General features: G+C 61.9%; 16 protein-coding genes and 1 tRNA gene. 5 read left to right on the top strand and 12 right to left on the bottom strand.

Annotated elements, in window-relative coordinates:
- The first annotated feature begins 12 nt into the window (after nucleotides 1–12).
- The 4 genes from NKH17_RS01710 (at nucleotide 13) to ggt (ending at nucleotide 3,971) form a co-directional block, all read left to right on the top strand.
- Entirely contained in the window at nucleotides 13–858 is an 846-nt protein-coding gene (locus tag NKH17_RS01710) for a transporter substrate-binding domain-containing protein (protein WP_254820023.1), read from the top strand.
- A 69-nt stretch (nucleotides 859–927) separates the two neighbouring features.
- Entirely contained in the window at nucleotides 928–1,641 is a 714-nt protein-coding gene (locus tag NKH17_RS01705; protein ID WP_352506218.1) for an ABC transporter permease, read from the top strand.
- Entirely contained in the window at nucleotides 1,638–2,357 is a 720-nt protein-coding gene (locus NKH17_RS01700; RefSeq protein ID WP_352902591.1) for an ABC transporter permease, read from the top strand. Before NKH17_RS01705 ends, NKH17_RS01700 begins: the two co-directional genes overlap by 4 nt.
- A 21-nt stretch (nucleotides 2,358–2,378) precedes the next feature.
- A complete protein-coding gene (ggt, locus tag NKH17_RS01695; RefSeq protein ID WP_352902584.1) occupies nucleotides 2,379–3,971 on the top strand; it encodes a gamma-glutamyltransferase in 1,593 nt (530 codons plus the stop codon).
- Between the two features lie 148 nt (nucleotides 3,972–4,119).
- On the opposite strand, the gene NKH17_RS01690 is transcribed toward ggt, so the two are convergent.
- Entirely contained in the window at nucleotides 4,120–5,004 is an 885-nt protein-coding gene (locus tag NKH17_RS01690) for a sigma-70 family RNA polymerase sigma factor (protein ID WP_352902581.1), read from the bottom strand.
- Between the two features lie 171 nt (nucleotides 5,005–5,175).
- Between NKH17_RS01690 and NKH17_RS01685 the strand changes: the two genes are divergently transcribed.
- Nucleotides 5,176–5,583: a hypothetical protein gene (locus NKH17_RS01685; RefSeq protein ID WP_352902577.1), complete on the top strand. Its 408-nt coding sequence runs from the start codon at nucleotides 5,176–5,178 to the stop codon at nucleotides 5,581–5,583.
- A gap of 76 nt (nucleotides 5,584–5,659) precedes the next feature.
- On the opposite strand, the gene NKH17_RS01680 is transcribed toward NKH17_RS01685, so the two are convergent.
- The 11 genes from NKH17_RS01680 to NKH17_RS01630 all read right to left on the bottom strand — a co-directional run bounded on the left by NKH17_RS01680 (nucleotide 5,660) and on the right by NKH17_RS01630 (nucleotide 12,460).
- Nucleotides 5,660–6,025 carry a VOC family protein gene (locus NKH17_RS01680; RefSeq protein ID WP_352475888.1) on the bottom strand — a complete coding sequence of 122 codons (366 nt, stop codon included), beginning with the start codon at nucleotides 6,023–6,025 and terminating at the stop codon, nucleotides 5,660–5,662.
- Between the two features lie 345 nt (nucleotides 6,026–6,370).
- Nucleotides 6,371–6,446 (bottom strand) — tRNA-Phe (locus tag NKH17_RS01675).
- A gap of 436 nt (nucleotides 6,447–6,882) precedes the next feature.
- A complete protein-coding gene (gene yacG / locus NKH17_RS01670) occupies nucleotides 6,883–7,071 on the bottom strand; it encodes a DNA gyrase inhibitor YacG (RefSeq protein ID WP_352475887.1) in 189 nt (62 codons plus the stop codon).
- A complete protein-coding gene (locus NKH17_RS01665) occupies nucleotides 7,068–7,697 on the bottom strand; it encodes a Maf-like protein (protein WP_352475886.1) in 630 nt (209 codons plus the stop codon). Before NKH17_RS01665 ends, yacG begins: the two co-directional genes overlap by 4 nt.
- A gap of 25 nt (nucleotides 7,698–7,722) precedes the next feature.
- A complete protein-coding gene (gene infA, locus NKH17_RS01660) occupies nucleotides 7,723–7,941 on the bottom strand; it encodes a translation initiation factor IF-1 (RefSeq protein WP_006200926.1) in 219 nt (72 codons plus the stop codon).
- An 89-nt stretch (nucleotides 7,942–8,030) separates the two neighbouring features.
- Entirely contained in the window at nucleotides 8,031–8,498 is a 468-nt protein-coding gene (locus NKH17_RS01655; protein ID WP_292663983.1) for an arsenate-mycothiol transferase ArsC, read from the bottom strand.
- A 1-nt stretch (nucleotide 8,499) separates the two neighbouring features.
- Complete coding sequence (locus NKH17_RS01650) at nucleotides 8,500–8,985, bottom strand: UPF0262 family protein (protein WP_352475885.1); 486 nt, start codon at nucleotides 8,983–8,985, stop codon at nucleotides 8,500–8,502.
- Nucleotides 8,986–8,987: 2 nt separating this feature from the next.
- Nucleotides 8,988–10,280 (bottom strand): histidinol dehydrogenase, encoded by a 1,293-nt coding sequence (hisD, locus tag NKH17_RS01645; RefSeq protein WP_352898084.1) that lies wholly within the window; start codon nucleotides 10,278–10,280, stop codon nucleotides 8,988–8,990.
- Between the two features lie 4 nt (nucleotides 10,281–10,284).
- Nucleotides 10,285–10,716 carry a DUF2948 family protein gene (locus NKH17_RS01640; protein WP_254820565.1) on the bottom strand — a complete coding sequence of 144 codons (432 nt, stop codon included), beginning with the start codon at nucleotides 10,714–10,716 and terminating at the stop codon, nucleotides 10,285–10,287.
- Nucleotides 10,717–10,809: 93 nt separating this feature from the next.
- Nucleotides 10,810–12,102 carry a UDP-N-acetylglucosamine 1-carboxyvinyltransferase gene (murA, locus tag NKH17_RS01635; protein ID WP_352475883.1) on the bottom strand — a complete coding sequence of 431 codons (1,293 nt, stop codon included), beginning with the start codon at nucleotides 12,100–12,102 and terminating at the stop codon, nucleotides 10,810–10,812.
- A 157-nt stretch (nucleotides 12,103–12,259) separates the two neighbouring features.
- The gene (locus NKH17_RS01630) at nucleotides 12,260–12,460 is read right to left on the bottom strand and encodes a hypothetical protein (RefSeq protein WP_352475882.1); all 201 of its coding nucleotides are present in this window, start codon (nucleotides 12,458–12,460) and stop codon (nucleotides 12,260–12,262) included.
- Between the last annotated feature and the right edge of the window lie 80 nt (nucleotides 12,461–12,540).

The following is a 12,540-nucleotide window of genomic DNA, read 5'->3' as shown; positions in this document are numbered from 1 at the left end:
GAGGAGATTGACATGAAAATTAGCCGCATCGCAGCCATTGCGTCGGTCCTGTTCGGCCTGGTCCAGGCCGCTGTCGCACAAGAAACGCCAAAGGCAATTACCATTGCCACCGAAGGAGCCTACGCGCCTTGGAACTTCACAACGGCCGACGGCAAACTGGACGGCTTCGAGGTCGATCTGGCCAATGATCTGTGCGGGCGAATGAAGATCGAGTGCAAGATCGTCGCACAGGACTGGGACGGCATGATCCCCGCGCTGACCGTCGGCAAGTTCGACGTGATCATGGCGAGCATGTTCATCACTGAAAAACGTCTGAAGGTCATCGATTTTACCCAGCCATATGCCGTGGATCCCTCAGGTTTCGCGGTCGCCAAGGATAGCGAACTGGGCAAGCTCGGCATTTCCAACGAGCGGTTCAAGCTGGACAATGAAGCCTCTGCGCAGGCGGCAATCGACAGGCTCAAGCCATTGCTGAAGGGAAAGATCATTGGAGTTCAGGCTGCGACGGCAAACCTCGAATTTGTGAAAAAATACTTCTCGGACGTCGCCGAGATTCGCGAATACAAGACCACCGAGCAACACGATCTCGATCTCGCCGCGGGTCGCATCGACGCGCTCTTCGCACAGCAGACAGCGCTGGCTGCCACGCTGAGCAAACCGGAGTTCAGCGACTATACGCTTGCAGGACCAGGATTTGTCGGGGGTCTCTTCGGTCTTGGCTCCGGGGCCGGTATCCGCAAAGAGGACACCAAGCTGAAAGACATGCTCAACGGCGCCATCGACGCCGCGACCGCCGACGGCACGATCAAAACCCTGTCGCTTAAATGGCTCAAGAGCGACGTCACTCCAGTCAAGTAGGCGCTTGCCGGCGAACAGCCATTCCTGACCCGTTTCGGAGCTGAGCCGTTCGTCCTGCCGGGGGTATTAATGGTTGACGCATTCCGGCTGCTTGGTTTCCAGAACGGAGGTTGGGGGGCTGCTCTTCTCATGGCGGCCTCGATCACAGTGCTCCTGTCTGTGCTGGGCTTTGCGCTTGGCGCTGTATTTGGCGGGCTGGCAGCGGCCGGGCGTCTCCACAACTCCCAACTGCTAAGGTTCTTGGCCCTTGGCTATTGCACGGTTTTCAGGGGCGTGCCCGACCTTCTGACCATTTATCTGCTTTACTATGGAGGTAGTGTCGCCCTGACCTCGCTTGGTCATAGCCTGGGCGGGTCCGGATTCGTTGGCGTTCCGGCCTTTGCCACTGGAACCTTGGCTATCGCAATCATCTCGGGCGCCTATCAAGCCGAGGTCTATCGAGGGGCTTACGTCGCCATCGACCAGGGACAGCACGATGCCGCTTGCGCGCTTGGTCTCAACCGGCTGCAGCGGCTGCGCCAGATTATTTTTCCCCAGCTCCTGAGATACGCGCTGCCAGGCCTCGGCAATGTGTGGCAATTGGTTCTGAAGGACTCGTCGCTGATATCGGTAATCGGCCTCGTTGAACTGATGCGCCAGGCACAGATCGCCGCAGGTTCGACCCGTGAACCGTTCATCTTCTACATTGCTGCAGCCTTGCTCTATCTGGCTATCGCTTCCGTCACGGGCAATGCCTTTTACCGTCTGGAACGAAAGGCGCCGTGGCGCGTCCGGTCGGCATGATAGATTTCAGGTTTTTCCTCGAAATCCTGCCGAAACTACTCGCCGGCCTGCCGCTTACGATGGAACTGGCCCTGACTTCCATCGTTGCCGGCTTCGTTCTTGCCGTCACATTGGCGCTTGCCCAGCAATCGGAATCGCCCTTCGTCGTCCTGCCGATCCGTGGCTTCGTTGCCGTGTTCAGGGGGACGCCCCTGCTGGTGCAGATTTTTCTGACCTATTATGGCCTTGGTCAGTTCCGGCACCAACTGTCGGCAATTGGATTATGGGCCGTTTTCCGCGAACCCTACTGGTGCGCAATCATCGCGCTGACACTCAACACCACCGCCTATGGCAGCGAAATCCTCCGCGGCGCGATTCAATCGGTGCCACGCGGCGTTGTCGAGGCGGCCCGGTCTGTCGGCCTGTCCACCTGTTTGACCTATCGGCACGTTATCCTGCCGCTGGCCTTTCGCCAGGCACTGCCGAGTTACGGCAATGAAATCATCCTCATGATCAAGGGCACGTCTCTGGCTTCCATCGTGACCTTGATGGAGGTGACTGGAATTGCCCAGGGATTGATCTCCCAGACCTACCGCGCCTTTGAAGTCTTCATCTGCGCGGGCGCCATTTATCTCACGTTGAACTTCGCGATCATCCGTGCCTTGGCGGCACTCGAATACTGGATGTCGCGGCATCTGCGGCACCGGCCCTCGACGATGAGCGACGCCGCCTCTTGAGCACGACCAGAAGGGCATAGCATGCGAAATTTTGAGAAACCAACGCGCTCGGTTGTCGTTTCACGCGAGGCCATGGCCGCCACCTCTCATCCGTCGGCGACCCTGACGGCGGTGGAGATCATGGCGGCCGGCGGCAACGCCATGGATGCCGCCATCGCAGCCTGCGCGGTGCAATGTGTCGTCGAGCCAGCCTCGACCGGCATTGGAGGCGACTGCTTCGCTCTTCTGTCGCGAAACGGATCCGGCGAGGTCATCGCCTACAACGGATCGGGCAGGACACCCGCCGCCCTGACAATTGACTGGTTCCTTGAACGTGGCATGGCGGAGGTGGCCCGTAATTCTCCTGGCTCCGTCACCATCCCGGGGGCGATCGATGCCTGGACCAGATTGCACGCTGATCACGGGCATATGCCCTTCGATCAAATCCTGGCCCCCGCTATACGTTTCGCCGAGGAAGGCTACGCCATTTCACCGCGGGTCCATCGTGACTGGGCGTTGGAGGAAGAACTTCTGGCCTCTGATGTTACGGCGAAACGGATTTTCCTGCCAAACGGCCGCGCGCCAGACGTTGGCGAAGTGCATCGCCAGCCTGAGTTGGCTGCAACGCTGCGGCTGATCGCCAAGAAGGGACGAGAGGCCTTCTACACTGGCCCTGTGGCCGAAGACATGGTCGCCTATCTTCGTGGGCTCGGCGGATTGCACACACTCGAAGATTTCGCCGCGGCAACAGGCGAGTACGTGACCCCGATCAGCGCGGCGTTTCGAGGCTACGATGTGTTCGAATGTCCGCCGAATGGCCAGGGTGTGATCGCGCTGCTGATTCTAAACATCCTCTCGCGCTTCGAAGCCCACGGCGATCCGCAATCCGCGGACCGGCTCCACCTGGAAATTGAGGCAACACGCCTCGCTTACGCCGCGCGTGACCTGCTCGTCGCCGATCCCGACATGTCCGAGGTCCCGGTGGCCGACATGTTGTCGAATGCCTGGGCCGATCGTCTGGCAGGTATGATTGACCTAAAGCGCGCCCGCGCGGATCTGCCGGCGTTCGATATGCCGCTGCACAGCGACACGGTCTATATTTCGGTTGTCGACAAGGATCGCAATGCGGTCAGTTTCATCAACTCGGTCTTCGACAGCTTTGGCTCGGGCCTTGTCTCGCCACGCTCCGGTGTCGTCTTGCACAATCGCGGGCAAAGCTTTTCGCTTGACCCCAGGCACCCTAATGCAGTGGCGCCGAACAAGCGACCTTTGCATACCATCATACCCGGGATGCTTGCGAGAGGCGGTCGGGCAGAAATGCCTTTCGGCGTCATGGGTGGCTACTACCAGGCAATGGGCCACGCGCACCTGCTGACGAAAGTGCTCGACTTCGGGATGGATCTGCAGGAGGCGATCGATCTGCCGCGGATCGCCCCCGTCAGCGGCACGATGAAGGTCCAGGCCGAACACGGGCTCGCTGGCGAGACCCTAGCTGAACTTAGCCGACGCGGTTTCGAAATCATTCCTGCCACGGACCCGATCGGCGGTGCGCAGGCTATCCGCATCGATTGGGCAAACGGGACCCTGCTGGGCGGTTCTGAACCGCGCAAGGACGGCTGCGCCCTCGGTCTGTAGGTTGTGGCCAGAGCGGGATCCGAGATGCCGAAGCCGTTTTTCATCGACATTTGACCGGCGTCGCTGGCCATGGTCCAGATAATTCTCGCACGCCATCGACAACGGCAGGCAGCTGGATGTAGCGACAAATCATAAGTCGCGACTTGTGCTAATCTGGTGAATTGAGCGTGGCAAAATCGATCTGACTCAGGCGAGCGGGATCGCCGATCACTTCAATGGCTCGGATTTTCTCCCCTGCCGCGTCTATCGTCAGTGCATATCGCGCACGTCCGGTCGGCGCCACAACAATCCCTGGCGCCCCGTTCAGAAGCATTGGCGTCGCGAATTGCGTACGTGCCGCGAAGGCAAGAGCCCCCCTCGCAACTGTTGTGGACCCATGTGCTTCCACCGCTCTTCCGTCAGGAGCCGCAGACGAATCAACACGGATAACGACGTCCGGGTCGAGGAGGGCCACGATCGCATCAATGTTGCCGGAACGAACTGCGTTAAGAAACTCATCCACGAGCCGCCGCCGCCCGTTCAATTCAGCAGCGGAAACAGTGGGCTGACCCCGTATGCGACGACGAGCTCGGCTTGCCAGTTGCCGCGCCATGACCGGGGTGCGGCCGACGATAGGGGCAATCTCTTCGAAGGGCACATCAAAGACGTCGTGCAGCACGAAGGCGACACGTTCGGCAGGAGCAAGCTTTTCGAGTACGACACTCAGCGCAAGGCCGACCGAATCGGCAATCGCTAATTCCTTGTCGAGGTCCGCGGCGTCTCCCGAATCCGCGCCCCACTCGGAGAGCGCCTGCAGAGTCTCCGCGCGTGATTTGCGCGCCCGCAGCATGTCGAGGCAGACGCGCGCAACGACTGTAGTGAGCCAAGCGGTAAGATTGTCGACGCTCCGGGCATCTGAGCGGCTGAGGCGCAGCCACGCTTCTTGCACTGCATCGTCGGCCTCTGTCGATGAACCGAGCAGGCGGTATGCAACCTTCCGCAGACGCGTGCGATCAGCTTCGAAGCGCTCTGCCAGCCATTCATCCGGTTCCATCTGTCACATTTTCCCATCGCTGTCCGTCACAGTGATGACGGAGGAGGCTCATCCGATGTGACAACTCCATTTCAACGGCCTGGGGTGAGACAAAGGAGATATCATCATGGAACCGACCAACCCACTGATTCCGATCTTGTTGCCTTGCTCGGGACTTGGTTCGGCGCAGCCGTGTTTTATGTGGTGGTTATAGCCCCCGCCGTCGTTCAAGCGGGGCCGTCCGGCGTCGGATTCCTGCAGACGCTCGCGCGACGCTACGGCACCGGCCCCTTCTATGCCGTCTTGGCCTTTCTGACGGTTGCGACCGGCATGTGGATGTACGTGGCCGGTGCCCGCGGCGTGTGGACAACGCTGAGCGTAGGCTTGGCAATACTGGCGCTGTTTCTCGGTGCATCGGCCAATCGGATCGCCGAGAGGAAGTGGGTCCACCTGGTCGGGACCATCCGGGGCTCTGCAACAGGAGACCAGGGCAGCGACGTGGCGACAGCAATCGCCAAAGCCGAAAGGGTCAACGTCGTGACAACGGTCGTGCTCGGGCTCGCGCTCCTCTGCGTGGTTCTGAGTCGAACTATGGCGTAACAACTCGCAAACGCGCGGCAATCCACATTTATCGCGGGAATTCGTATTCCCTCAACCACCGGCTATTTGTTCAAGCTCAGTCCTTCTTGAACTCGAATAGCTCGATCACGTTGCCCGATGGATCCTCGAGCAAGATGGCGCGACCGGCACCGCCGTCGCTGACGTCGCCGCGGAATCTTGCATCAGCCCGGCGCAACCGCTCAATGAGCACATCGAGTCCCTTCGTAACGATCATAAACCGGTTCCACCCGCCCGGCTTCGGATCGCCGCCCGCCTGACCACCGCTCCCCGCACCTGGGGCGCTGAGATACAGCGTCAAGTCGTCACGCAGCAGCGCGGCGAACTTGCCCGGATTGTGCATTTCGATCTTGAAATCGAGATAGTCTCGATAGAATGCGACCGCCTCATCGACGTCCGCAACGATGTATCGGACGGAAGCCATTCAACCTTCTCCTCTGTCTTGGAGCTACAACAGTCAACTTCGGCAAAGGTTTCCCTGTCGGTCGAGCTGAGTGCAGAAGCGGGCCTTCTGGATGCCAGCCGAAAAAGTCGGATGAGGTTTTTGGACAAAAAGATCAACCTCAGCCAGGTCTTCGCCGGCCAGACCGTCGGGCACCAAACAGGGCGAGGACCATATCTGGCTGGTCAGCTTCGTGGACACGATCTGGGCTATTTCGATGATGAGACATGTAGGCCCGAACCACCCCAAAAACCCTTTCGGGCCAAAGGGTTACCTATGTCTCTGGTATAAACCGTAACCTATGTGTCCAGAATGGACCGAGGTGGATGGTGCCCAGAGGCGGATTCGAACCACCGACACGCGGATTTTCAGTCCGCTGCTCTACCAACTGAGCTATCTGGGCCTGCCCCAGTGGGCGGCAATCTGCACACCGGGTTCATGAAAGCGCCGTCGGCACCCCTTGAAAGCGCGTGGGTTATAGCACGGGAATTCGGCCTGTCCAGCGCTTAGAGCATGATCCCGAAAAGTGGAATCCGGTTTTCGGAAAAAAGATTATGCTCAGACAAAAAGCATGATCCCGAAAAGTGGAATCCGGTTTTCGGAAAAAAGATTATGCTCAGACAAAAAGCATGATCCCGAAAAGTGGAATCCGGTTTTCGGAAAAGATCATGCTCAGACAAAACGCCGGAACCTGTTCTGTCCGATACTACCCGGAATGGAATAGGTTCTGGACATTGATTTCAGTCGGGAAGCGACAGGCAGTCCGCAAGGCCGATCACCGGTCACGATCGCGGCTGCGAAACCGTCCCAAGCCTGTGCAAAACCGCAGGTGGACGGTGCTATTTCTGGTCGTCGTTCTCATCCTCGTCGCGGCCCGGGATGACGTAGACCCCCTTCAGCCAGCGGTTGAGGTCGATGTCCTTGCAGCGCGTCGAGCAGAACGGGTAAGTTTCGCGCGCCGATGGCTTGCCGCATTCCGGGCATGGCCGCTTGGGCCGCAACGGCGTGACCTTGTCGTCCGGGCTCATAGCCGCGTACCCGACAGCCAGTTGGCCTGCACCTTGAAGCCTTCGCCGCTGAGCAGCGCCACCGTCTCGTAGAGAGGCAGGCCGACCACGTTGGTGTAGGAGCCGACAAGCTTGACGACGAAGGCACCGGCAAGCCCTTGGACGGCATAGCCGCCTGCCTTGCCGCGCCATTCTCCCGACGCGATGTAGGCCTCGATCTCCTCGCGCGGCAGCCGCTTGAAGCGCACCCTGGTTTCGACCAGCCGCAAGCGCTGCTTGCCGCCTGGCGTGATCAGGCAGATGCCGGAATAGACGCGGTGCGAACGGCCGGACAAAAGCCCGAGGCAGTTGGCGGCGTCGTCGAGCGTCTCGGCCTTGGGCAGGATGCGCCGCCCGACGGCGACCACCGTGTCGGCGGCCAGCACGAATGTCGGCACGTAGTCGGTCTCGGTCTTCAGCGAGGCCAGCGCCTTCTCGGCCTTCTGCGTCGCCAACCGCTTGGCCAGCGAGCGCGGATGCTCGGCACGCAGCGGCGTCTCGTCGACATCGGCCGGCAACACACGGTCCGGCTCGATGCCGGCCTGCTGCAGCAGCTCGATCCGGCGTGGCGAACCCGAGGCAAGCACGAGCTTCTGCAAAATGCCCATCGCGATCCCGGCCGGGTCCTTGAACTTACTTGAAGCGGTAGGTGATGCGGCCCTTGGTCAGGTCGTAGGGCGTCATCTCGACCAGGACCTTGTCGCCGGTCAGAACGCGGATGCGGTTCTTGCGCATGCGGCCGGCCGTATGGGCGATGATTTCATGTTCGTTTTCGAGCTTGACCCTGAACATCGCGTTGGGCAGCAGTTCCGTGACGACACCCGGAAACTCGAGGACTTCTTCCTTCGGCATTCGATACCTTTGCTTGGATGGGTACTTCCAGCGCCCCGGCCGGAAAGTTGCGCGGAACCTATATGATAAACGTCCGCTTGTGAACATGCTTAATCCGCGGCGTTTTCAGCCCCGTTGCCGAGAAAACGGCGGCCGATCCGCGCCTTCAGCCGCTCGCGCACGTCGCGATAGGCAGCCATGATCTGCTCGCGCGTGCCGCTGACGCCGGTCGGGTCGGGCATCGGCCAATATTCGACTTCGACGGCCAGCGAACGGGTGAGCTCGAGCGCGGTGTGGTGGGCTTCCGGCGCCAGCGTCACGATCAGGTCGAAATAATCGTCCTCGAGGTCGTCCATCGTTCTCGGGTGCCGTTCGCCCAGTGAAAGGCCCTCTTCGGCCAGCACGGCATCGACGAACGGATCGCGTTCCCCGCCGCGCACCCCGGCCGAGGCGACGAAGGTGGTGGGCGGGAGCACCTTGCGTGCCAGCAATTCGGCCATCGGCGAGCGCACTGCGTTCATGCCGCAGACAAACAGGATCGAGCGGGGCAGGATCGGGCGGGGCAGCGGGGCGGCCAGTTCAGCCTCGCCAGTGCAGCACGCAAACCAGCGTGAACAGCCGGCGCGCCGTGTCGAAGTCAATCTCGATCTTGCCGGCAAGCCGGTCCATCAGCGTTTGCGAGCCTTCATTGTGCAGGCCGCGCCGGCCCATGTCGATCGCCTCGATATGGCTGGGCGTCGCGGTTCGGATGGCATCATAATAGCTTTCGCAGATCATGTAGTAATCCTTGACGATGCGCCTGAGCGGCGTCAGCGACAGAATGTGGGTGACCACGGCTGCGCCGTCCTCGCGCGTCACGGCGAAAACCAGCCGGGATTGGGCCAGCGACAGTTTTAGTCGGTACGGCCCGGCGCCATCGTCATTGACCGGTTGAAAACGGTTCTCCTCGATCAGGTCGAAGATCGCCACCGCCCGCTCATGCTCGACATCGGGCGTCGAGCGGCCGATCGTCTCGTCGAGCTCGACATCGATCAGCCTGGCGCGGGTTTGGTCGTAGTCGGACATGTCTACATGTTCAGCCGGATGCCGACGGAGCGTCCATGCGCATCGAGGCCTTCCGCCTTGGCGAGCGTAATCGCCGCCGGCGCCAGCGCCCGCAACTGCTCCGGCCCGAGCTTCAGGACCGAAGTGCGCTTGACGAAATCGAGCACCGAAAGTCCGGACGAGAAGCGCGCCGAGCGCGCTGTCGGCAGCACGTGGTTGGAGCCGGCGACATAGTCGCCGATGGCCTCCGGCGTGTGGCGGCCGAGAAACACCGCACCGGCATTGCGCATTCGCGCCAGGAAAGCTTCGGGGTCGTCGATGGCAAGCTCGACATGTTCGGCGGCGATGCGGTCGACCAGCGGCGGTGCCGCCTCGATCGTCGGCACCAGGATCACCGCGCCGAAATCGCGCCAGCTCGCCGCCGCCGTTTCTCCGCGCGGCAGGTTCTGCAACTGCCGCTCCACCGCCTGTTCGACCGCCTCGCCAAACGCAGAATCGTCGGTGATCAGGATCGACTGCGACGATACGTCGTGCTCGGCCTGGGCGAGCAGGTCGGCGGCGATCCAGTCCGGATCGTTGCTGCCGTCCGCCACAACCAGCACTTCCGAAGGCCCGGCGATCATGTCGATGCCGACCGTTCCGAACACCTGGCGCTTGGCCGCCGCGACATAGGCATTGCCGGGGCCGACGATCTTGGCGACAGGCTTTATCGTTTCGGTGCCAAAGGCAAGGGCGGCGATCGCCTGGGCGCCACCGACGCGGTAGATTTCTGAGACGCCGGCAAGGTCCGCTGCCACCAGCACCAGCGGCGGCACGTCGCCGCCGGAGGCCGGCACCACCATGGCGATGCGCTCGACGCCGGCGACCTTGGCCGGCACCGCGTTCATCAGCACCGAGCTCGGATAGCTCGCCGTGCCGCCCGGCACATAGAGCCCCACGGCCTCGATCGCCGTCCAGCGCGAGCCGAGCTCGACGCCGGCGGCATCGGTGTAGCGGTCGTCCTGCGGCAGCTGCCGCTGGTGATGGGCGCGGATGCGCTCGCGGGCGAATTTCAGCGCCTCGACCGTTTGCGGGTCGGCTGCATCGTAAGCCTTGGCAATGTCGTTCCTGGAGACGGCGATGCCGAGCTCGGCCAGGTCGCCGCCGCCGAATTTCTGCGTGTACTCGACCAGCGCGGCGTCGCCCTCGGCGCGCACCTTGGCGATGATCTCGCGCACCACGGCGTCGACATCGGCCGAGACTTCCCGCTTGGTCAGCAGGAACGCGGCAAAGCGCTGCTCGAAATCGGCGTCGGACTGGCGAAGCGTGATGGCCATCGGCTCAAACCCTGTGGGCCGGGCGCGACGTCGCTTCCCAGGCGCCGCCGACATCGGCAAGCCGCGCCTCGATGCATTCGACATCGAGCATGATCGCGCCGCCGCCCGAAAAGATCAGCTCGACGATGCCGGCCGGCTTGTCGAGCGCGAGAAAGCTGATCGCCAGCAGCGACAGCACTTCGTCGGGCTTGTCGCGGGCAATGCCGCTGGTCTTGGCGCCGAGCACCCGGTCGAAATGCAGCACAGCCTGCCGCCGCTCGTTGTGCTGGCGAAAGAAGCCGGATTTGGCCTCCCAGACGAAGCGATTCATGGTCAGCACGAAGCGCTTTACCGAAGGCAGGTATTCGAGATCGCTGACCTTCATGACGGCATCCTGGACATGCGCCGAGATGATGCTCAGATCCTGATCGTCGAGCGCGACAAGCTTGAGGGCCATGCGGATTTCACACCTGAAGGTTGGACTATTCAGCCTTCTGTTAGGCGGTCTTTCCGGTCCGTGCAACCGCGCCACAAGCCCTGCGGAAAGGCTCTAGCCCGAAATGCGCTCGATCTCCGCGCCGCAGCCGGACAGCTTTTCCTCCAGCCGCTCGAAGCCGCGGTCGAGATGGTAGACACGGTTGACCGTGGTTTCGCCTTCGGCCGCGAGGCCGGCGATGACCAGCGACACCGAGGCGCGAAGATCGGTCGCCATGACCGGCGCGCCCTTCAGCTTCGCCACCCCGTCGACGATCGCGGTCTGGCCGGACAGCGTGATGTGGGCGCCGAGCCGGGCGAGTTCCTGGACGTGCATGAAGCGGTTTTCGAAGATCGTCTCGGTGATGCGCGACTTGCCCTTGGCCATCGTCATCAGCCCCATGAACTGCGCCTGCAGATCGGTCGGGAAAGCCGGGAAGGGCGCCGTCGTCACGTCAACCGGTGAAATGCCGGCGCCATTGCGCCTGACGCGGATGCCGGAATTGGTCTGCGTGATCTCGGCGCCGGTCTGCGAAATGATGTCCAGCACCGTCTGCAACAGGTCGGGCCGCGCGCCTTCCAGCACGACGTCGCCGCCGGTCATCGCCACCGCCATAGCATAGGTGCCGGTCTCGATACGGTCGGGGATCACCCTGACGCGGGCGCCCGACAGCGCCTCGACGCCGTCGATGGTGATGGTCGCCGTGCCGGCGCCCGAGATCTTCGCGCCCATGGCGTTGAGGCATTCGGCGAGGTTGACGATCTCCGGCTCGCGGGCGGCGTTTTCGAGCACCGTCTCGCCCTTGGCCAGCGAGGCCGCCATCATCAGCACATGGGTGGCGCCGACCGAGACTTTCGGGAACACATAACGGTTGCCGACAAGCCGGCCGTTCCTGGTCTTGGCGATGACGTAGCCGGTGTCGACGTCGATATCGGCGCCCAGCGCCTGCAGGCCTTCGAGGAAGAGGTCGACTGGGCGCGTGCCGATGGCGCAGCCGCCGGGCAGCGACACCTTGGCTTCGCCCATGCGGGCCAGCAGCGGCCCGATCACCCAGAACGAGGCCCGCATCTTCGACACCAGCTCGTAAGGCGCCGTCGTGTCGACAATGTTGCGGGCGGAGAAAGTGATGGTGCGCGAATAGCCTTCCTGCTGCTTTTCGCGGCGGCCATTGACCGAGTAGTCGACGCCGTGATTGCCGAGGATGCGGATGAGCTGTTCGACATCGGCCAGATGCGGCACGTTTTCCAGCGTCAGCGTGTCGTCGGTCAAAAGCGAAGCGATCATCAGCGGCAGCGCGGCGTTTTTCGCGCCCGAGATCGGGATGCTTCCGGCAAGCTTGTTGCCGCCGACAATTCTGATGCGATCCATGAAGAGCGTCCCCTCGGCTAAAAGGCCGGTTTAAATCGGTTGAGTCTGTTGCCGCCATCTAGACCATTGGCCGGCTTGGTTCAAGAAACAGGCTATTCCCCACTTTGGCCCACGCTGATTTGGCCAAAGTACCGGCGACCAACATAGCCGATTCGCGTTAATCTTTTTTCATCGCCGCCTGCAGCCCGTCCGGCCGCTGGTCGGCGTCGCCGGTCCTTCGTGAGCGCAATTGCGCCTTGCGCTTCTGCAGATTGGCGCGCAACTGCTCGGCCAGCCGGTCCTTGCGGCCAGTTCCTGCCTTTTTCGCGGAACCATCCTTCTTCGGTGGCTTGTTCGGAGAAACTGCCTTGTCGTTCATCGTTCCGTCCCCGGCCCGGCGACCCGCCGGTACGGATCAAGGGATAGCCAACATTGTGGCACGGCCATGTCCGCAACGAT

Origin of the sequence: Mesorhizobium sp. M1334 (assembly GCF_040317995.1) — a bacterium.
Taxonomy (GTDB): Bacteria; Pseudomonadota; Alphaproteobacteria; order Rhizobiales; family Rhizobiaceae; genus Mesorhizobium.
This window is presented reverse-complemented; position numbering and strand designations above follow the sequence as displayed.